This is a genomic window from Streptomyces sp. NPDC005492 (assembly GCF_040605995.1).
Classification (GTDB): domain Bacteria; phylum Actinomycetota; class Actinomycetes; order Streptomycetales; family Streptomycetaceae; genus Streptomyces.
Map to the genome: position 1 here is coordinate 72,224 of NZ_JBEXDX010000002.1, position 19,657 is coordinate 91,880.

A 19,657-nucleotide genomic window follows, 5' to 3' on the forward strand; every position below is an offset into this window, starting at 1 on the left:
TCGGCATTGATGACAGGCGCGAACTCGTGGAGCGTCACGGGCCATCACCGTCTCGGGGCTTGCCCGCTGCCCAGTGGTCCTGCTCGCCACCGTGCCCGGGCCTCCCCAGTGAGAGGCGCATGTCCTGCCGCACCGCCGGTCGAGCGGGCTGAAGCCCCGCCGAGGCACCATTGCCCCTGGCGGCCCCTGCCCAGCTTCGGCGTCCTCGACGAACTCACCATCCGCCTGACCGACACGCTCACAGAATGGGCCCCTCACTGGCTCGGTGATGCAGGCCGCGGCAGCACGAGTGCCGGCCCTCCGCGGGGCGAAGCCCCCGGCTTCCTGACCTGCGCGCGCCTGCTCGTGCGACGCCACAGTCGTCCCACTGACCGGTAGAAGCGGTCCGGCAGGAACACGGCGTCCGCGATGATCATCGCGCCGGAGAAGAGTGGCAGTCCCATGAGGACAGCGATGCCCACGTGCATGCCCAGCAGCATCGTCAGGACCGGGTACTTGAGCCGTCCGAACAGGACGAACGGGAACCCGACCTGCAACAGCACGGTCAGATAGCAGGCGACGGCGATCAGCATGTCGTGCTCCTCCGCAATGACGGAGAGCTCGGGCCAGGGCCGGAACAGGCCGAGGTTCAGGACGTAGTGGAGGGCGGTGCCGTTGCCCCAGGAGCCGCCCTGCACCTTGTAAAGGCCCGCTGATCCGTAGAGGAAGCACACCTGGGCCGCGATGACGAACATGCCGCAGTTGTGGAGTACTGCCGTCAAGGTCCGGCGGGACATGCCCAGTTGATGCCGGAACTCGCTTGCTCCTGAGCCTGCCGAGCTGCTCGCCGCCTTCCCCACGGAGGCTTGGAGACGGGTTCTGCGTGCGTCCAGGGACCAGTGCCGGCCGCATGCGGTGAGGACGAGGTAGACAGCCATCAGGAGGATGAGGTTGTCCCCTCCGTCGGTCATGAAGATCGCCCTGGCGTGGAACGACGCCACCACGACCGCGAACAGCACGGACACCGCTCTCGTCCGCCACCCCAGCATGAAGAGCGCGGACGTGACGACAGCCAGCGCATAGCAGGTCTCGAAGTACGGCCGGCTGTCGGACAGGGTGAGGAGGCTGGCCCACCCGGTCTGGTGGAACAGTTGCCTGGCCAGCTCGGGCGTCCACGGTGAACCGGGCCCCCAGATCTCGTCGCGGTGCGGAAACTCGCGCAAGAGGAAGACAAGGTAGAGGAGTCCGTATCCGATGCGCAGAACGGCCGCGGCGTAGAGAGAGACCGGCCGCTCGGTCAGGGCAGTGAGAAACGCACCGACCCGCTCCGGTACGCGGCGCGGCGGGCCTGTGTCCAACCCGTCGGAAATACGTCGGTGCGGAGCGAGTGCCTGCTCAGTTTCCATGGGAGTTCACCTTCCACCAGGGCAGATACCGCGTTTCGACAGGCCTCGGCCCGGCGGCGGACGAGCCGGGGCCGGGCCCCTCGGCCGGCGCGGCGATGGGCACAGTGATCACCCGCAGCTGGACGGACTCGAACGTGCCGCCGCGTCGGTCGGTGATGCGGTCCGCCGCGATGTTGGCCAGGTACCGCTGCATCATCAACGCCCGCTCCGAGCGAGGCTGATCGTCACCACCATGGGTTTCGAGGTACGAACTCCAGGCCCGTCGCAGCATGTTCTGCGCGGTGTGACTTGGGAAGGCGTTGTGCTTCACCGCCGAGTCGTCGATGCCGCTCAGATCGAACCAGCCGCTCACCCGCACCCTGCCGTCCGGGCTGGTGTGCATGGTCCTTGCCGAGATCTGCCGGTTGACCGACTCCGGATCCGGCGCGAAGAGCCGCCAGTTCTGCTCGAACAGGGGGAAGACCCACGCGTTGACCTGCCGGCTGTACTGCCGGGAGAGGGGGTTCGGGGGTGCCACGTGCAGAAACACGAGGAGAACATGGGCCAGGGCCGTCGCCAGACACAGCACCACAGCGGCGCTCGTCCCCGCCTTCAGCAGGAGGGGCGGAGGCTTCGAAGGCCCTCCGCGCGGAAAGGTTGTCCCACCCTGGTCATTCCGCCCCGTCGGCTCAGGTCCGATCCGGTCCGGCTCGTCGACGTCCACCGTCTCGATGCCGCCCAGCACGGCCCCATCCGGCCTTTCCATCCTGGCATCTCTCACTGTTTCTCCTGAGATTTCGCCAACGGCGCGCGACGGAATCGACAACGATCCGGTCGCGCGCCGCTCGTCCTGCTCGCTCAAGGGGAGCTAGGCAGATTTCTTGTGGTGACCCTCGTGATCGCTGCCATAGCCCTCCGGCTTGTCGGGCTTGCCTTGCTGCCCGCCATAACCGCCGTACTCATCGGGCTTCCCGCCGTGATCGTGGCCGTTGGGCTTCCCGCCATGGTCAGGGCCACCGGGCTTGTGGCCGTGATCGTGGTGACCGTTTCCACCGGTCGAGCCGCCGATCGCACCACCGTTCGTACCGCCCGTGGTACCGCTCGTGGTACCGCTCGTGGTAGTGCCCGCGACGAGACCACCCAGCGCGCCGCCGGTGGTTCCACCCGACGTGAGGACGCCTCCGAGAAGTCCACCCAGGGCACCACCGGTTCCGCCGCCCGTCGGCACGCCGCCGATGACGCCGACCGTGGTGCTGCCCGTCGTGCCCGCCGTGGTGCCGCCTGTCGTGGCACCGGCGATCACACCACCCGTGACCAGCCCGCCGGTGGTTCCGCCGGTGGTACCGGTGGCACACGTACCGCGGTTGATCGTGTTGTTGTCCAGCGTCACGGCGCCAGTGCGGGCCAGCGCCCGGCCGGCGATGGTCGTTCCCGTGGTGACGGTGATCGACTCCTGGGCCATGATGGTGCCCACGAACGTGGAGTTGGTGCCGAGGGTGGCCGAGCTGCCGATCTGCCAGTACACGTTGCACGGCGAGGCGCCATTGACGAGAGACACGTTGCTGCCGGATGCCGTCGTCAGAGTCGAACCGATCTGGAAGACCCACACGGCATTCGGGTCGCCGTGTGCGTCGAGAGTGAGCGTTCCAGTGATACCCGCGGAGATGGGGGCTTTGTAGACGCCCGGATCCAGCGTCCTGCCACCGAGCTCCACGGGGTCGGGAGCGGTGGGATACGTAACGTCCGGTGCCTGTCCGGCGGCGTTGTTGTACGCCGTGACCAGATCGCTCTTGGCCTGGAGCGCCACCGCGTCCGCTGAGTGCTGGGCCCCGTTCACGATGCCGGGCGGGAATCCGGTGATGGCCGTTCCCGGCGACACTCCAAGATCACCGGTGATCAACGAGGGTCCGGTGTTGGTGACCTGTGAACCGGCCAGTACTGCAAAGCTGGTCGCCGTGCCCAGAGGCACAGGCGTGGCAACGGCGCTCGCGGGTGTTGGCGTCATCGCGAGGACGACAGCGGCGATCACCACGGCCGTTAGCGCCGCGATCCACACCGACATGGTGCGCCGTAGTGGAGCGTCAGGGATATTCAGCGTCATCGAGGGGCCAACTCCTTGAGCAGATGGTCTTGGCGGTTCCCGGTCGCACAAAATCGCCTGCTTCTTGCGCTGGCATATTACTGAGGAGTGTGCAGAACGATGATGCCAGCAAGGGGTCCCGCAAAATGCATAAAAATGCTCAATGGGCCAGGTGGTTGCAACCGCATTATTCCCGCCAGATGCGACCACCCGGCATAGCCGAAGGAATGGAGGGCTACCGCGAGAAGATCACGCATGCCCACCGCGGAAGGCAGCCGCCCTCGCGCGCAACCTGGGGCGAGAGAATTTCATGATCTTGTGATCCGTGACCATAATCCGGTCACTGCCTGCAGTTATGTGACAGTCGAAGACGTGATCACGTTAGGCGTGTCGCGGGTGATGCACCCGGCACGATCAAGCGGGCATGCCACGGAATTCGGTGCTTGGCGGCCGAAGGAAAGAGTGCGATCGATGTACCACTCGGGGTACGTTCGACCTGAATTCACGCAGTAGTATTGACTGCGATTAGGTTCACTCTCACATGCAACCGTCCGGAAGAGCGACTCCGGCGTGTTGGCGCCCGGGAAATGTCGACGCTCGGCCGTGGACAGACCCGCCGATTCGAAAGCGCTGCGAGGCGAGCGGAGCAACGCTCAGCGAGAGGCCATAATTCGTGCAGCCAATGCCCGCGAGTGGCGCAGTGAAGCGTCGTCGACCCGACGGGCCACAAGATCGGCCCCCGGTCGCCGCCTCATCCGGACACAGGCAGCCCGCCCAGCGTCGTCGGCGCCACACCGAGTCGTCGGCCTGTGTGATCGACGCGCAGAGCGTGAAGACCTCCACCAGCGTGCCCGCCACGAGTCAGGGCACGGACGCGGGCAAGAAGATCGTGGGCCGCAAGCGCAGCATCGTGACCGACACGCTCGGCCTCCTGCTCGCCGCCGACCACCCCACGATCCGCAAGACCTGGGTGGACGGCGGCTACCGCAAGCACTTCGTCGAGCACGCGGCCACCCTCGGCATTGATATGGAAATCAACGCCCGCAAGCCCGGGACCAGGGGATTCACTCCGATCCCGAAACGCTGGGCGGTGGAGCGGACCTATGGCTGGCTGATGCTCCACCGTCGCCTGGCCCGCGACTACGAGACCCTCGCGGCCCGCTCCGAGGCCATGATCCACCTCGCCATGACCGGCCTGATGGCCCGCCGCCTCACCGGCGAAGCCACCGTCTCCTGGCGTGACCCCACAAATCAGGAGCAACCCCTAACCCGGGGATGAAACATTGGGAAGAAACGACCTCTGAGGACGAGAGCCCTGCCGCCTTCACCCGTACGGCCTCGCCCGCACGGCCACCTCCGCACGGCGCTGCTATCCACATAGGTAGGGGGACGGGAGTACCCCATCGCGTTACCCACCGAAGGAAGTGCCGCTCATGGCCAGCACCCTCGCCATCAACTTCACCCAGGGGCTGAACGACGCCTGGTCGAAGGTCGCGCAGTTCGTGCCCAAACTCGTCGGCTTCCTGATCATCCTGGCCATCGGCTGGTTCGTGTCGAAGATGATCGCCCGCGTCCTGGACCGGGTGCTGCGGAAGGTCGGTTCGGAGAGACTCTCCGAACGGGCCGGTACGACACGGATGTTGCGGGACTCCAAGTACGACATGACCGGCATCGTCTGCAAGATCGTCTACTACGCGCTGATGCTGATCACCCTCCAGCTCGCGCTCGGCGTCTTCGGCGCCAACCCGGTCAGCACGATGATCAACGGCATCGTCGCCTGGCTCCCGCGCGGCATCGTCGCGGTGGTCCTGGTCGTCGTCGCGATGGCCATCGCCAACGCGGTCCGCGGGATCGTCGCCGGCGCCCTGTCCTCGATGTCGTACGGCCGGATGCTCGCGACCATCGTCTGGGCCTGCATCGTGGCGCTGGGCGTGATCGCCGCCCTCGGCCAGGCGGGCATCGCCACCACGGTCACCCAGCCGGTCCTCTACGCGGCCCTCGCGACCGTCGCCGGCATCCTGATCGTCGGCGTCGGCGGCGGCATGATCACCCCGATGCGCCAGCGCATGGAGCGCATGCTGACAGCGGCGGAACGCGAGACGACCAACGCGAAGGGCAGCCTCACGGCGTACCAGGCGGGCCGAGAGGACGCGATGGGCAACCAGCCGGTACGGGAGCGGACGGACATGCGGTCCGACATGGGTTCCGACACGCGACGGGACATGCCCGGGTCGTCGGGCTTGCCGGGGGCGTCGGACAGGTGACCTGAGCGATGGGCTCTACCGGGTCGCGTGGAGATCGAGCACCCGCGTGGCCTGGTGGGCCGGACGGGGCTCGGCCGCTTTGGCCGGGCTTGCCGAGGCCGCTCCGATCAGGGCGGCCACGGCTATGACGGCGGCGCAGAATCCTCTGACGTAACGCGCGGACATACCAACCTCGCAACGACAGTGACAGCGACTACGACAGCGACGAGTTAAGCACGCTTAATGAGTGCCTAACCTAAGGGGTTGGAGTGCGCAACGGGAAGGCCTTCAGGGCGAGTTGAGCCACCGGAAACCCTTTTTCAGTCACCCCGGCGCTGCTCCGGCAGCAGTCCGTGCCGGTGCACCAGCCAACTGATGGCCGTCAGCCTGCACACCGCGTAGTCGTGCCCGACCGGCTCCCGCCAGTCCAGCTCCGCGAGCGCGTCCAGGAAACCGAGCGCGTAGTCCGTGAGGTCGGCGTGGTCCGGGGGCGGGGGCAGCAGATCCGGCCCACCGGCCGACAGGCGTTCCCGCAGCTCGGCCACGTGCTGGTCCACCGCGGCCGTGAAGGCAGGCTCGAAGGCGAACTCCGCGAAGCGGGGTCCGTAAGCGCTGCTGATCTCGGCCAAAGGGGACATTTCTTCACCGTACGACAGTCTGATGGTGATCGGTTACGTGATTCCTGTCACCGGTACCCGGCATGGTGGTCACGCTCGGCGACAGGCCGTAACTGCTCGGAGGGGTCCTCGTCAACTCGCGCTCCATGTAACTGAGTTACCGGCCAGTCCGTAACTCCGCTTACTGGCATGATTAACGCATGGTGAGACGGGACGACCCGGAAGTCATCGGGCGCAGGGTCCAGCAGTTGCGGCATGAACGCGGGCTCACCCAGCGGCAGTTGGCCGAGCCCGCCTACACGCCCGCGTACATCTCCACCCTTGAGGCCGGCCGGGTCCGTCCCTCCGACGACGCGCTGCGGCATCTCGCGAAGCGGCTCGGTGTCGCCTACGACGAGTTGGCCACCGGCCGCCCCGCCCACCTCGCCACCGAGCTGCGCCTACGGCTGACGGAAGCCCAACGCACGCTCGCCACCGGGGAGTCGGAGCAGGCGGCCGAGCAGTACGCCGGACTCCTCGCGGAAGCGGAGTCGCACGCACTGGTGGACGAGGAGGCCGTCGCGCTGCTCGGGCTCGGCGAGTGCGGCCTCGACACCGGTGACCTGGCCGCCGCCCGCCTGTACTTCGAGCGGGCCGAGCGACGGCTGGCCGACGAACCGCTCCCCGCCCGCGTACCGGCCCTGCGCGGCCGCGCGGTGGCGCACTATCTCACCGGTGAACTCCGTTACGCCGTATACCTGTTGGAGTCCACGCTCGACGAGCTGAACCGCGGCGGCCTGCACGACCCCGACGCCCTGCTGCTGCTCTACGCGAGCGCGATCGGGCCGTACATGGACATGGGCGCGCACGCGCGGGCGGCCCAGGCCGCCGAGTTGGCGCTCGCGCTCGCCCCGCAGGTGGCGGACCCGGCGCTGCTGGCCCGGATGCACCGCTCGGTGGCCCGGACCCTGATCGCCGAGGGCAGGGTGGCGGAGGCGGACGCCTCGCTGGCCAAGGCGGCCGAGCTGTACCGCCAGCTCCAGTTCCGTACCGAACTCGCCAACTGCCACTGGATGCGCGGCTACGTCTACGCCCAGGACGGCGAACTGGAGCGGGCCGAGACCGAGTTGAGGCAGGCGCTGGCCATGCTGACGGCCAAGCGCGCGGCGCTCTACAGCAGTCAGGTCGCCGTCGAACTCGCCGACGTCCTGCACAAACGCGGCAAGTCCGAGGAGGCCGCCGCCCTCCTCCACGACGTCCTCAGTGACCTCAGTTCCGAACGCGGCGCCCTGCACTCCGCCGCCGCCCACCGCCTCCTCGGCATCATCGCCGAGGACGCCCGTCACACGGACGAGGCCGAGGAGCACTACGTCCGCGCGCTCAGCCTGCTGGAACGGGCGGGCGCGGCCGGTGACCTGGCCGACCTGTGCCGGATGCTGGGCGATCTGCTGCGCCGTACCGGACGGGTGGAGGCGGCCCTCGACGCCTACCGCACGGGCCTCGGCCACCGCACGGCCCCGGGCACGACGACCCTCGGCCCGGCCCCCGCACAGCCTCCTCTTTGACGAAGCCGCGGTGGCGCACAGGGGTGCCCGCTACGGTGCGACGTACGAGTCGTACGAAACGGGATGAGACTGGCGCGTGCAGAGCGAACGGACTGTGATCGACGGCCTGCGCTTGGCCATCCGCGCCATGGTCTACGCCGTCCTCGGCGGCGCCGCGCTGATCGCCATCGCCACGGTGGTGTCCGTCCTCGGACCGATGCTGGCGATCGACCTCTACACCCCTCCGGTGGCGGCCTGGTGGACGGTCTTCACGGCGGTGGCGGTGCAGGGTGTGCCGTTTCTGTTGCTCGGCACGGTCGTCTCGGCGGCGATCGGAGCGTTCGTACCGGAGCGGGTTTTCACCAAGCTCCTCCCCCGCAACCAGGCGTTGGCCGTTCCGATCGCGGGCGCGGCCGGAGTCGTACTCCCCGGCTGCGAGTGCGCGTCCGTACCGGTGGCGAGCAGCCTGATGCGGCGCGGGGTCGCCCCGGCCGCGGCCCTGGCCTTCCTGCTCTCGGCTCCGGCGATCAACCCGGTTGTCCTGGTGGCCACTTCGATCGCCTTCCCGGGCCAACCGAAGATGGTGCTGGGCCGCCTGCTTGCCTCCCTCGCGACGGCGGTGGTGATGGGCTGGCTGTGGGCACGCTTCGGCAGGGAGGAGTGGCTACGGCTCCCGAAGCGCACGGCGTCCGCCCACTCACCTGCCGGAGTGAAGGCTTTTGTCGCCGGGTTGCAGCACGACTTCCTGCACGCGGGCGGGTTCCTGGTGCTGGGCGCGGCAGCGGCGGCGACCTTCAACATCGCCGTACCGCGCTCGATCCTGGACATCTTCACGGGTTCGTCCTGGCTGTCGCTCCTGCTGCTGGCCCTCCTGGCGGTGGTGCTGTGCGTGTGCAGCGAGGCGGACGCGTTCGTCGCCGCGTCCCTCAGCGGTTTCTCGCCGGCCGCGAAGCTGGCGTTCATGGTGGTGGGCCCGATGGTGGACCTGAAGCTGATCGCGTTGCAGGCGGGCACGTTCGGCCGGTCCTTCGCGCTCCGCTTCTCCTCGACGACCTGGCTGGTGGCCGTGACGAGCAGCTCGTTGGTGGGGTGGTGGTTGCTGTGAGGCGCTACGGTTCGGCGGTCCTGCTCCTGCTGACGGGCGGGGCGGTGCTGCGGATCTCCCTCTTCAGCGAGCTGTATCTGCGGTATGTGCAGGCGGCGTTGCGGCCGTACCTGGTGATCTCCGGGGCGTTGCTGATCCTGTTGGGGTTGGTGGCGGCGGTCAGGGGCATGCGGCAGACACCGGAAGCCGAGGAGCACGAACACGACGACCACGGCCACTCCCACGGCCCCCGTATCGCCTGGCTCCTCACCCTCCCCGCCGTCGCCCTGCTCCTCTTCCCGCCCCCGGCGCTCGGCTCGTACAGCGCGTCCCGCGAGGAGACGCGGCTCGCGGCACAGGGCGTGGGCAGCTTCCCGGCCCTCCCCGCCGGGAAGGTGCTGGACATCTCGGTCGCCCAGTACAGCTCGCGGGCGATCTACGACTCCGGCCACTCCCTCAAGGGCCGCACCCTCCGCATGACCGGCTTCGTGACCCACGGCTCGAACGGCACCTGGTACCTCACCCGCCTCCTCGTCACCTGCTGCGCCGCCGACGCGACCACCAGCAAGGTCGAGGTCCGCGGCGACGACGCCCCCCAGACCGACACCTGGGTCACGGTCACCGGCACCTGGGTCCCCAAGGGCAGACTCGGCACGGACGGGGCGTGGCCACCGGTGCTCGCGGCGACGACCGTCAAGCAGGTGAAGGAGCCGGCGGATCCGTACGAGAAGCGCTGACCGTTCGGGAGTTGCTGTCGATTCCCGCGGGTTAAGGTGCCTCTGATGCGCTGGGTGTGGAGCGTGTCACACATCGCTACGGAACAGGGGTCGCGGGCAGTGCCATGCGGCCGTGCATCTGGGGGGCCTCATGCACGAAATGGTCAAGGGCGGGAACGTCGGTCTGGCGTCGCTGAGCGAGGACGTCGGCTCGGTGATGATGAGTCTGAGCTGGGGCAGTCCGACGGGAGAGGGCGACGCGGACGTCTCCGTACTGCTGCTGTCGGCGGACGGAAAAGTGCGCAGCGACGGGGACTTCTACTTCTACAACAACCCCGTCGCCGCCGACGGAAGCGTGCAACTGCTCGGCAAGGCACCGACGGCGGACGGCAGCGAGGACCGGATCACGTTCGACCTGACCGCGATCCCGGCCGGCGTCGAACAGATCGTGGTGGCGGCGAGCCGCTATGAGAGCGCCCGCTTCTCCGAACTCCAGGACCTGCGGCTGACGTTGGCCGACGGCTCCGGCGAGAGCCTATTGCGCTTCTCGATCGACGATCCGGGCGAAGTCAGCGCGCTGCTCTTCGGTGAGCTCTACCGGCGGGGCGGAGACTGGAAGTTCCGCGCGATCGGACAGGGCTACGAGTCCGGACTGGCCGGTGTGGCAACGGACTTCGGCGTCGACATCGACGACGACGCGGACGTGGAGGCGGACACAGAAACGGCCGTGGAGGCGGATGTAGAGACCGATGTAGAGGCTGCGCCGGAAGTCGTCGCCGCGATTCCCGCGCAGCCGTCGAGTCCCGCGGTCGAGTCCGTTCCCGAGGGCTCCGGAGACTCCGAGGGTTCCGGGATTGCGACCCGTCCCGCCCGTCCTCGTACGGCCAAGAAGAAGGTCACCCTGCCGAAGGTGGCCAAGAAGTCCCTTGCGGAGAACGACTCTTGGCGGGGTGCCCGGCTCTTCCCGGCCTCCGCGCTCAAGAACGACCACGAACGGGAGACCAGGGCGACCTCCGTGCTGCTGTCGGTGATGGCGCAGGTGCCGGAGTTCGGGCGGCGGCTGACGGCGGCGTTCGGGGCTCCGGTCGGCCGGATGGAGACGTTCACCGAGGTCACGCTGCCCAACGGGGAGTCTCCCCGGCGGCCCGACGGGGTGATCCGGGTCGAGCGGGCGGGCAAGCTGTGGACCGCGCTCGTCGAGACGAAGACGAACGGCAATCCCCTCAAGCCGGACCAGGTGCAGGCCTACGCCGACATAGCCGCCCGGCGCGGATACGAGGCCGTCATCACGCTCTCCAACGACGTCGAGTTGGAGGGCAGCCCCCTGGTGGAGGTCAAGCTCGACGGGCGGCGCAAGAACAAAGTGGCGCTCTGGCATCTGTCCTGGGCCGAAGTCGCCCACCAGGCACAGATGTTGATCCGGCACGAGGGCGTCGGTAACGCGGCGCACGCCTGGCTGCTCCAGGAACTGCTCCACTACCTCCAGCACGAGAACTCCGGCTGCCACGGCTTCCAGAACATGGGCCGCTCCTGGGTCCCGGTGCGCAACGCGATCGACGCGGAGACCCTGTGCCAGGGCGACGCGCGCGCGGTGGAGGTCGTGGAGAGCTGGGAACGGCTGGTCCGGCAGGTGTGTCTACGACTGGGCGGCGAACTCGGCCAGAAGGTGCTGCCGGTGCAGCGTGCCAAGCGCGGCACCGATCCGGCCTCCCGGCGCGCCGCCCTCGCCGACCGGCTCTGTGTCGACGGCAGACTCGACGCCGAACTCCGGATCGAGGGCACGCCCGGTGTCCTCGCCCTCTGCGCGGACCTGCGCACCGGCAAGCTGCGCACGTCTATCGAGATCGCCGCGCCCGATCAGGGCTACCCCCTGACCTGGGCCAAGCGGCTGGTCCGCAGGCTCGCCGAGGCTCCGGCCGATCTGCATGTCGAGGCCGTACTGGAGGGGCAGACGGGCGGGCCGCGCGGCACGCTGGAACGGCTGCGACCCGAACCGGCCGACATCCTCCCGAAGAACGGAGCCCAGATCACCGGCTTCCGGCTGTCCCTCTTTAGGGGCATGGGCAACACCCGGGGCACGGCCGAGTCGGGCTTCATCCGTAGCGTCGACGAGTCCGTGGACCGCTTCCACGCCAGCGTGGTGGTCCATCTCGACGGCCGTCCGACGCGTTCGCGCCGACCCGTCGAGGCCTGAGCGCTGCCTCTCGGGCGGCCCCGCAGCTAGATCTGCGCCCGCCCCTGCCGCTGCACATCCGTCAACCGCCGCGCACCCACCTCCAGGGCCGTGGTGGTCGCGTCCGGGGGGACGGTCGACAGGCCGCCGTTGGTGAGGGTGATGGTGTCGTCGCCGATGCGGACGGCCGCGGTGTCGAGGGTGAGGGTGGAGCGGTCGCCGTCCGGGGTGGTGCCGGTGATGGTGAGGCGGAGGCCCTGGCGGGCGTCGCCGACGTTCGGGAGGGTGGCCTCCGTGACCGTCACGGTCTGGGGGCCGGAGCGGGTGGTGGCCGCCGTGAAGTGGGCGCATTTCTGGGGCAGGGTCTTCAGCCAGGCCAGTGTGCGGTTGACGTCGGCGGGTGGGAACGCGGCGACCTGGTAACGGAGTTGGGCCTCGTCGTCGGTGTCGTCGAGGCCGGTTACCGCCTGGGTGGTGGCGGGGGTGCCGAGGAGTTCGTCGGCGTACAGGGCGTCCAGGAGGCGTTGGCAGTCGGGGACGGTGGTCGTCGCCTTGAGGAGGCTGTCGCGCCAGGTCGCCGTGGACTGGGTCGGGGTCCAGGGGGCGCCCAGGTCCGCGTCCGTGATCAGCGCGGCCTGTGCCTGGGCCGGGGTCAGGACGGGGGCGGCGGCCAGGGAAGCGTGGGCGCTGGGGGTGCGCACGGCCGAGGGGGAGGGGGCCGTCGTCACCTTGTGCAGGGCGGCCTCGTTCGCGCAGCTCGCCGCGGTCAGCAGTGTGCCCGCCGACAGTGCCGAGGCGAGGAGGAGGACACGGGCCGGGGAACGGGTCATCGAGGGTCCCTCCTGGGGCATGCGGGCCGGGCATACGGGCAGGTACGGAGCGCCGGACGCGAATCGCCGCGTGCTCGCTCCCACGGCACCACCGCCCGCGCCCGCCCACCAGCGAGCCGGTCCGTCCGGGTGAGGGCGGGCCTCTCGCCAGGGCCATCGGAAAACCAATACCGGGCATGCGATTCATCATTGGCCGCCCTTCCGGACCCGGCCTACTGTCGAAGCCGACCCACCGACCCCCTGGAGACCCCCCATGTCGAAGATCCTCTTCGTGCTGACCGGCGCCGACCACCTCACCCTGGCCGACGGCACCCCGCACCCCACCGGCTTCTGGGCCGAGGAGGCCGTCGTCCCGTACGAGGCGTTCAAGGCGGCCGGGCACGAGGTCGTCGTCGCCACACCCCGCGGTGTCGTACCGCCCGTGGACCGGGGCAGTCTCGCCGCCGACTACAACGGCGGCCAGGAGAACGCCGACCGGGTCGCCGACGTGCTCGCGTCGAGCACCGAGTTCCAGCACCCCGTAAAGCTGAGCGAGGTCGACCTCGCCGGCTACGCCGCCGTCTACTACCCCGGCGGCCACGGCCCGATGGAGGACCTCGCCGTGGACGCCGACTCCGGCCGCCTCCTCACCCTGGCCCTGTCCTCGGGCAAGCCGCTCGGCGTGGTCTGCCACGGACCGGCCGCGCTCCTCCCGGCGACCAAGGAGGACGGCACCAACGCCTTCTCCGGCCGACGGCTCACCGGCTTCACCAACGAGGAGGAGACCCAGGGCGGCCTCGCCCCCAAGATGAAGTGGCTCCTCCAGGACCGACTGGTCCAACTCGGCGCCGACTTCGAGGAAGGCGAGCCGTGGGCCCCGCACGTCGTGGTCGACGGCAACCTCGTCACGGGTCAGAACCCGGCGTCCTCGGGGCCGGTGGCGGAGGAGCTGCTCAAGAAGCTGGGCGCCTGAAAATCCGTGGCCGGGGCGTCCGTACGACTGCTACGGTCCGCACCATGAAGCGCGCCCGTTCCGCCATGACGACGACGCCGGAGAGTGTCCCGGCGCGCTGAGCGATGACTTAGTCCGAAGCCCCGGGGCGAGTGCCCCGGGGCTTCGTGGTGCTCGCCTCTCGGTCCCTTTGTCCGTGAGGAGTTCACCATGTACGACCACCGACGTCTCGGCCGCGAGCTCGGCCTCTTCGACACCGACCCCCTGATGGGCGCGGGCCTGCCGTACTGGCTGCCCGACGGGGCGGTCGTACGGCATGAACTGGAGGAGTATGTAAGGGGTTTGGAGCGGGCGGCCGGGTATCGGCATGTGTACTCGCCCGTGCTCGGCAAGCGGGAGCTGTACGAGATCTCCGGGCACTGGTCGCACTACAGCGACGACATGTTCCCGCCGATGAAACTCGGCGGTGAGGAGGTCGTGCTGCGGCCGAGTCTCTGTCCCCATCACGCGCTCATCTACCGGTCGCGGTCGCACAGTTACCGTGAACTTCCGCTCCGTATCGCCGAGTTGGGTGGCATGTACCGCTCCGAGCTGTCCGGGGTCCTCGGTGGACTGACCCGCGTCCGTGCCATCCAGCTCAACGACGCGCACATCTTCTGCACCCTGGAGCAGGCCGTCGAGGAGGCCCGCGCCGCGCTGGCCCTCATCGCCCGCGCCTACGCCGACCTCGGCATCCGCGCCTCCCGCCACCGCCTCTCCCTGCCGGGGGACGGTGGCAACGGCAGCAAGTACGTTGCCGATCCAGCCCTTTGGCGGCGGGCCACCGCGCTGCTGAGGGAGGTGCTGGACGGGGCGGGGATCGCGTACGAGTCCGTCGAGGGTGAGGCCGCCTTCTACGGGCCGAAGATCGACGTCCAGATCGTCGACTCGGCGGGGCGCGAGGCCACCCTCTCCACCGTCCAGATCGACTTCCACCAGCCCGAGCGCTTCGACCTGCACTACATCGGCGCCGACGGCGCGAAACACCGGCCGGTCATGGTGCATCGCAGTGTCATCGGCAGCGTGGAGCGCGCGGTGGCGCATCTCGTGGAGGAGTACGGCGGGGCGTTCCCGGTGTGGCTGGCGCCCGTGCAGATGGTGGTACTGCCGGTGTCGGAGGCGCAGGAACGGCAGGCGTACGACCTCGTGGAGCGGGCCGTGGGGCAGGGGCTGCGGGCCGAGGTGTCCCGCGAGGGCAGCCTCGGGGCACGGGTTCGGGCGGCGCGCCTGGTGCCGTACCAGGTGGTGATCGGCGAGCGGGAGGCCGACGCGGGCCTGGTCGCCGTACGGCTGCGGGACGGTCGCCGTGTCGGGCCGTTGCCGCCCGCGGAACTTCTGGACCGCGTCGCCGCGCGGGTCGAGGCGCGCGGCGCCGAACTGTGGGCGGATGCGTAAGGTCACAACCGAACCGAACTGAACCGACCTGCGCCGAAACGAACAGCACTGTGCGTCAGTCGAAAGGAATCTGCCGTGAGCGGTCAGCCCATCCCTGTGATCATCGACTGCGACACGGGGGTCGACGACGCCCTGGCGCTGCTGTTCGCCGTCCGGCACCCGGGTCTCGACCTGCGCGCGGTCACCTGTGTCGCCGGGAACGCGGACGTGGACCAGGTCGTACGGAACACCCTGATCGTCCTGGACCACGCCGGCGCCGGTGACGTCCCGGTCGCGCGCGGTGCGGCCCGGCCGCTGATCGAACCGGCCCGTTCGGCCGCGCACGTCCACGGGCAGGACGGCATGGGGGACATGGGGCTGCCCGCGTCGGCGCGCAGGCCCGTGGACGTGGACGCGGTGACGCTGCTGCGCCGGGAGATCCTCGCCTCCCCGCGCCCGGTCACCCTCATCCCCACCGCGCCGCTGACCAACATCGCGCTGCTGCTGCGGACCTTCCCCGAGGTGACCCGCAACATCGAGCGGATCGTGTTCATGGGCGGCGCGGTGGAGGTCGGGAACGCCACGCCGGTCGCGGAGTTCAACGTGTGGCACGACCCGGAGGCGGCGGCGATCCTGCTCACGGCCGGGGTGCCGATCACGATGTACGGCCTGGACGTGTTCGAACGGGTCCAGGTCCCGGCCGCCGACGTACGGCGGCTGCGGGAGAGCGCGGAGCCCCGGCTGAAGTTGGCCGGCGACCTGCTCGCCCACCGCTACCCGGCCGCCTCCGGGGACCTCGTCCCCACCGGCGGTCTCGGCGACGCGGGCGCGGTCTGCGCGGTCGCCGACCCGGACGGCCTCACCACCCGCCTGCTGCCGGTCGAGGTCTCCCTCGCCCCCGGCCCGTCGCGCGGCCAGACCATCGTCGACCGCCGCACGCGCCACGGCGAGTCCGAGATCCACGGCGGGGCCCGCGAACAGGCCCTGGTGGACGTGGGGTTGGACGTCGACGTGGAGCGGTACGTGAAGCTGTGGCTGACGACGGTGGAGGCCGACTGACCCCAGGAGGCAGCCGGCCCGCTACGGCTACGAGTGCGAAGCCCGGCGGCGTCGCGTGGCCACCACGATCGCCGCGCCGCCGGCCAGCAGCACCGCGGCCCCGCCGACGAGTACGCCGGTGTTGCCGCCGCCACCGGTCTCCGCGAGGTCACCGCCGCCGCCGTTGGGCGTGGGCGCCGCCGGGGTGGCGGTCGACTCGGTGGCGGAGGGGGTCGGGGTGGATGTCGAGGTCGACTCCGAGGCGCTGGGCGTCGCCGACGGGGTCGTGGACTCGGAGGCCGACGGGGTGCTCGGCGGCACCGACGCGGGGGCGGACGGGGACGGGGACTGGGACTCGGTGGTCGTGCAGTCCTTCGTGCCGCCGTTCCAGGCCGCGATCAGCTTGTCCTTGATGACCGGGTGGTCGGGGCCCTTGGGCAGGTCGCCGTGGACGAGACCGTCACCGGCGGCGGGGTTGCCGTCGAACTTGACCGCACCCCGGTAGAGGTCGATCTGCGCGAAGCAGCCCTCGTCCGGCACCGCGATGTCCAGCGAGTCGGTCTGCCCCTTCTTCACGGTCACCGTGTCGAAGTCGACGAAGACCTGCTGGCCCGAGGTGGCGAAGGTCGGACCGTGCGCGACGTACGAGGCGAGCGAGGCGGTGCAGGTGGCGGCGTCACCGGCGGTGCGGACCTTGATGTGCACCTTGCCGTCCTCGGTCGGCTTCAGGTTCTGGTCGTCGACCTTGACCGACGGGAAGAAGTCGGTGCCGTCCAGCGAGAACTGGCAGCCCTCGGTCCCGGTGACCGTACCGGCGCCCGAGCCGGGCCGGTAGTGGCTGCCGGAGCCCCAGCCGTCACCGCCGTCGCCGTGACCGCTGGAGGCCCAGGCCCCGGAAGCGGCGCCGACGGAGGCCGCGGCGAGGGCGAGGGAGGCGGCGCCTGTCCCCAACAGGCGGCGCACGGTGACACGACTCGCTATGGACATACTTATCCCATCCTGGCCTGTGCAAGGTCTGAAGAGCGAAGGAACACCGGGCCCATTGGTCACATGCGCCACAGCGTGTACACATCGTGGGTCTACCGGAAGATGACTGTCAACTTGCCTCGTTCCAGAGGGAATTCATAAGGAGACCACGTGACCGACCTGTCCTCCCGTGACCCGAACTGGTGGCGTCAGGCCGTCTTCTACCAGGTCTATCCGCGCAGTTTCGCCGACGCGGACGGCGACGGGCTCGGCGATCTCCGGGGGATCACCGGGCGCCTCAACCACCTCGCCACGCTCGGTGTCGACGCGCTGTGGCTCAGCCCCTTCTACCCCTCGGAACTCGCCGACGGCGGCTACGACGTCGGCGACTACCGGGACGTCGATCCGCGCCTGGGCACCCTCGACGACTTCGACGCGATGGTCGCCGAGGCGCATCGGCTGGGCCTGAAGGTCATGGTCGACATCGTGCCCAACCACACCTCGCGGCTGCACAGCTGGTTCCAGGAGGCGCTGGCCGCGCCGCCCGGATCCGCCGCCCGCGACCGGTACGTCTTCCGGGACGGGCGTGGTGCGGACGGTCAACTCCCGCCCACCGACTGGCCGTCGGTCTTCGGCGGCAGCGCCTGGCGCCAAGTGGCGGACGGGCAGTGGTACTTGCACCTCTTCACGCCCGAACAGCCCGATCTGAACTGGGACAACGAGGAGGTGCGCGACGACTTCCGCACCACCCTGCGCTTCTGGTCGGACCGCGGTGTCGACGGCTTCCGCGTCGACGTGGCGCACGCCCTGGTCAAGGACCTCGCCGAGCCGTTGCGCGACATCGGCCCCATCGCGGCGAACGCCGAGGCCGTCCTCGACTCCCTCCCGCCCGGCAGCCACCCCTACTACGACCGCGACGCGGTCCACGAGATCTACCGGGACTGGCGGAGCACGGTCTTCGACACCTACAGCCCACCCCGCATGGCGGTCGCCGAGGCCTGGGTGCCGTCCGCCCGCCGCGCCTTGTACGCCCGTCCCGAAGAACTCGGCCAGGCCTTCAACTTCGAGTATCTGGAGGCCGGTTGGAACGCGGACGAACTGCGTGAGGTGATCATCGGCTCGCTCGCGACGGCCCACGCGGCAGGCGCCTCGGCGACCTGGGTGCTGTCCAACCACGACGTCGTACGACACGCCTCGCGCCTGATGCTGCCCCCGGGCACCGACCCGAACGCCTGGCTGCTGTCCAACGGCCGCACTCCGCCGCTCGACCCGGCGGCCGGCCTGCGCCGGGCCCGCGCCGCGACACTGCTGATGCTGGCGCTGCCCGGTTCGTCGTACGTCTACCAGGGCGAGGAACTCGGGCTGCCCGAGGTCGCCGACCTGCCCGTCGAGGTCCTCCAGGACCCCATCTGGGAACAACAGGGCCACACCCACAAGGGCCGCGACGGCTGCCGGGTGCCCCTGCCGTGGACTTCGACCGGTCCGTCGTACGGCTTCGGGGCGGGTCCCGCGTGGCTGCCGCAGCCGGCGAGTTTCGCGTCGTACGCCGTCGAGGCACAGGACGGTACGGAGGGTTCGACCCTGGAGCTCTACCGCACCGCCCTGCGGCTGCGCCGCAAGCTGCTCGACGGGGAGTCGCTGACCTGGGCCGCCGACAGCCCGCCCGGTGTGCTGCACTTCGCGCGCTCCGACGGCTGGCGGTGTGTCACCAACCTGTCGGACGGGCCGGTCGCCCTGCCGGCCGGTGAGGTGCTGCTGAGCAGCAGCGGTGAACCGGCGGCAGGGGACAGGGAGTTGGGACCGGACACGACCGTATGGCTGGGGGCGTGACGCGCTGTAAGGGGCACTCACCCCACGGTCGGAGTCGCGCCGGCCGCGCTCTGGCTCGGTGACTCGCCCGGAAGGGCCGGCGGCTGGGTGGTGCTGTTCACCGGCGGGGTGAGCACCACCTCCGGCTGGCCCGCGGCCGGGGGCGGCGGGGTCAGGTCGGTGGCCGGCAGCTTCGGCGGGGTCGTCTCCTGGAAGAGGACCTGGCTGAAGTTGACCAGGCCGGTGTCCTCCATCACCGTGATGTGGTCCAGAACCGTCGCGTTGGCCTGGTTGGCCAGGAGCCGCACCAGGGTGTTCTCGGTCGTCCCGCGGATCTTCGCGATGGTGGCGAAGATCGAACCGTGCGTGACGCGCAGGATGTTGGCGAAGTCCGTGTCGAACTGCTTGCCGCTGTCCGCGTTCAGCGTGTTGATGAACCCCTGCTGCTGCGGGCTGGGCTGGTTCGGGATCGTGATGTTGAGCATGGGTGCGATCTTGCGGACGGTGGAGTCCAGCGCCGCGTGCCCGTCGATGAGGTGCTTGCTCGCGGTGATGACCGCCGGGCTCGCCCCCTTCTTCAGTCCCATCTGGCCGACGGGGTACTCCCACAGCCCTGCCGCGCGCACCTTGACCACGAAGTCGCGGTCGGCCTCGGTCAGCGGCCCCCACTGCGTGTTGGCGATCACGCGTGCGGGCGCGCTGGAGACCGTGTTGACGCCCAGCATTGCCGGATAGGCGAGTGCGACGAGGGTCAGGCTGAGAGCCCCTCCCACAACCATCGTTCCCGTCGCGTTCCGCGAAAAGCGCACCGTACCTCCTGTGTCGTGGACCGCCCGTCGGCGGTACGGACAGTGGGGTATACGGATCGGG

15 protein-coding genes and 2 pseudogenes are annotated in these 19,657 nt (G+C 69.6%); 10 read left to right on the forward strand and 7 right to left on the reverse strand.

What is annotated here, in order from left to right:
- Positions 1–254 precede the first annotated feature (254 nt).
- Genes ABZT04_RS03050 through ABZT04_RS03060 form a run of 3 tightly spaced genes read right to left on the reverse strand, consistent with a single transcriptional unit; the run spans position 255 to position 3,465 of the window.
- Positions 255–1,385, reverse strand: coding sequence for an HTTM domain-containing protein (locus ABZT04_RS03050; RefSeq protein ID WP_356052294.1), 1,131 nt, complete (start codon positions 1,383–1,385; stop codon positions 255–257).
- A complete protein-coding gene (locus tag ABZT04_RS03055) occupies positions 1,375–2,226 on the reverse strand; it encodes a DUF5819 family protein (protein WP_356052296.1) in 852 nt (283 codons plus the stop codon). The genes ABZT04_RS03050 and ABZT04_RS03055 overlap by 11 nt, the downstream gene beginning before the upstream one ends.
- 6 nt (positions 2,227–2,232) lie before the next feature.
- Positions 2,233–3,465: an ice-binding family protein gene (locus tag ABZT04_RS03060; protein WP_356052299.1), complete on the reverse strand. Its 1,233-nt coding sequence runs from the start codon at positions 3,463–3,465 to the stop codon at positions 2,233–2,235.
- A 775-nt stretch (positions 3,466–4,240) separates the two neighbouring features.
- Here ABZT04_RS03060 and ABZT04_RS03065 point away from each other — a divergent pair.
- A pseudogene (locus ABZT04_RS03065) lies at positions 4,241–4,723 on the forward strand (transposase); the annotation flags it as partial.
- A 154-nt stretch (positions 4,724–4,877) separates the two neighbouring features.
- Positions 4,878–5,708: a hypothetical protein gene (locus ABZT04_RS03070; protein WP_356052301.1), complete on the forward strand. Its 831-nt coding sequence runs from the start codon at positions 4,878–4,880 to the stop codon at positions 5,706–5,708.
- 299 nt (positions 5,709–6,007) lie between these two features.
- Here ABZT04_RS03070 and ABZT04_RS03075 read toward each other — a convergent pair whose 3' ends face one another.
- The gene (locus tag ABZT04_RS03075) at positions 6,008–6,325 is read right to left on the reverse strand and encodes a DUF6401 family natural product biosynthesis protein (RefSeq protein WP_356052303.1); all 318 of its coding nucleotides are present in this window, start codon (positions 6,323–6,325) and stop codon (positions 6,008–6,010) included.
- A gap of 179 nt (positions 6,326–6,504) precedes the next feature.
- On the opposite strand from ABZT04_RS03075, the gene ABZT04_RS03080 reads away from it, so the two are divergent.
- The 4 genes from ABZT04_RS03080 (at position 6,505) to ABZT04_RS03095 (ending at position 11,821) form a co-directional block, all read left to right on the forward strand.
- Entirely contained in the window at positions 6,505–7,848 is a 1,344-nt protein-coding gene (locus tag ABZT04_RS03080) for a helix-turn-helix domain-containing protein (protein ID WP_356052306.1), read from the forward strand.
- A gap of 127 nt (positions 7,849–7,975) precedes the next feature.
- Positions 7,976–8,932 carry a permease gene (locus ABZT04_RS03085; RefSeq protein ID WP_356053039.1) on the forward strand — a complete coding sequence of 319 codons (957 nt, stop codon included), beginning with the start codon at positions 7,976–7,978 and terminating at the stop codon, positions 8,930–8,932.
- Entirely contained in the window at positions 8,929–9,648 is a 720-nt protein-coding gene (locus ABZT04_RS03090; RefSeq protein ID WP_356052308.1) for a TIGR03943 family protein, read from the forward strand. Before ABZT04_RS03085 ends, ABZT04_RS03090 begins: the two co-directional genes overlap by 4 nt.
- Before the next feature lie 139 nt (positions 9,649–9,787).
- A complete protein-coding gene (locus ABZT04_RS03095; RefSeq protein ID WP_356053041.1) occupies positions 9,788–11,821 on the forward strand; it encodes a TerD family protein in 2,034 nt (677 codons plus the stop codon).
- Positions 11,822–11,847: 26 nt separating this feature from the next.
- Here the strand turns inward: ABZT04_RS03095 and ABZT04_RS03100 are convergent, their stop codons facing one another.
- Positions 11,848–12,630, reverse strand: coding sequence for a hypothetical protein (locus tag ABZT04_RS03100; RefSeq protein WP_356052312.1), 783 nt, complete (start codon positions 12,628–12,630; stop codon positions 11,848–11,850).
- A 253-nt stretch (positions 12,631–12,883) separates the two neighbouring features.
- On the opposite strand from ABZT04_RS03100, the gene ABZT04_RS03105 reads away from it, so the two are divergent.
- From ABZT04_RS03105 to ABZT04_RS03115, 3 genes and pseudogenes are all read left to right on the forward strand, one after another.
- Complete coding sequence (locus tag ABZT04_RS03105; protein ID WP_356052314.1) at positions 12,884–13,582, forward strand: type 1 glutamine amidotransferase domain-containing protein; 699 nt, start codon at positions 12,884–12,886, stop codon at positions 13,580–13,582.
- 186 nt (positions 13,583–13,768) lie between these two features.
- A pseudogene (thrS, locus tag ABZT04_RS03110) lies at positions 13,769–14,995 on the forward strand (threonine--tRNA ligase); the annotation flags it as partial.
- A gap of 75 nt (positions 14,996–15,070) precedes the next feature.
- On the forward strand, positions 15,071–16,033 hold the full coding sequence (locus tag ABZT04_RS03115; RefSeq protein WP_356052317.1) for a nucleoside hydrolase: 963 nt from the start codon (positions 15,071–15,073) through the stop codon (positions 16,031–16,033).
- Positions 16,034–16,060: 27 nt separating this feature from the next.
- Here ABZT04_RS03115 and ABZT04_RS03120 read toward each other — a convergent pair whose 3' ends face one another.
- A complete protein-coding gene (locus ABZT04_RS03120; protein WP_356052319.1) occupies positions 16,061–16,999 on the reverse strand; it encodes an LAETG motif-containing sortase-dependent surface protein in 939 nt (312 codons plus the stop codon).
- A gap of 150 nt (positions 17,000–17,149) precedes the next feature.
- Between ABZT04_RS03120 and ABZT04_RS03125 the strand changes: the two genes are divergently transcribed.
- The gene (locus tag ABZT04_RS03125) at positions 17,150–18,808 is read left to right on the forward strand and encodes a glycoside hydrolase family 13 protein (RefSeq protein ID WP_356052321.1); all 1,659 of its coding nucleotides are present in this window, start codon (positions 17,150–17,152) and stop codon (positions 18,806–18,808) included.
- Positions 18,809–18,825: 17 nt separating this feature from the next.
- Here the strand turns inward: ABZT04_RS03125 and ABZT04_RS03130 are convergent, their stop codons facing one another.
- Positions 18,826–19,560: a DUF4142 domain-containing protein gene (locus ABZT04_RS03130; RefSeq protein WP_356052323.1), complete on the reverse strand. Its 735-nt coding sequence runs from the start codon at positions 19,558–19,560 to the stop codon at positions 18,826–18,828.
- Between the last annotated feature and the right edge of the window lie 97 nt (positions 19,561–19,657).

Coding starts and splice junctions, on each gene's coding strand:
- ABZT04_RS03050 (WP_356052294.1), bottom strand. CDS start 1,385: ATGGAAACTGAGCAGGCACTCGCTCCGCACCGACGTATTTCCGACGGG.
- ABZT04_RS03060 (WP_356052299.1), bottom strand. CDS start 3,465: ATGACGCTGAATATCCCTGACGCTCCACTACGGCGCACCATGTCGGTG.
- ABZT04_RS03070 (WP_356052301.1), top strand. CDS start 4,878: ATGGCCAGCACCCTCGCCATCAACTTCACCCAGGGGCTGAACGACGCC.
- ABZT04_RS03075 (WP_356052303.1), bottom strand. CDS start 6,325: ATGTCCCCTTTGGCCGAGATCAGCAGCGCTTACGGACCCCGCTTCGCG.
- ABZT04_RS03080 (WP_356052306.1), top strand. CDS start 6,505: ATGGTGAGACGGGACGACCCGGAAGTCATCGGGCGCAGGGTCCAGCAG.
- ABZT04_RS03085 (WP_356053039.1), top strand. CDS start 7,976: ATGGTCTACGCCGTCCTCGGCGGCGCCGCGCTGATCGCCATCGCCACG.
- ABZT04_RS03095 (WP_356053041.1), top strand. CDS start 9,788: ATGGTCAAGGGCGGGAACGTCGGTCTGGCGTCGCTGAGCGAGGACGTC.
- ABZT04_RS03100 (WP_356052312.1), bottom strand. CDS start 12,630: ATGACCCGTTCCCCGGCCCGTGTCCTCCTCCTCGCCTCGGCACTGTCG.
- ABZT04_RS03105 (WP_356052314.1), top strand. CDS start 12,884: ATGTCGAAGATCCTCTTCGTGCTGACCGGCGCCGACCACCTCACCCTG.
- ABZT04_RS03120 (WP_356052319.1), bottom strand. CDS start 16,999: ATGTCCATAGCGAGTCGTGTCACCGTGCGCCGCCTGTTGGGGACAGGC.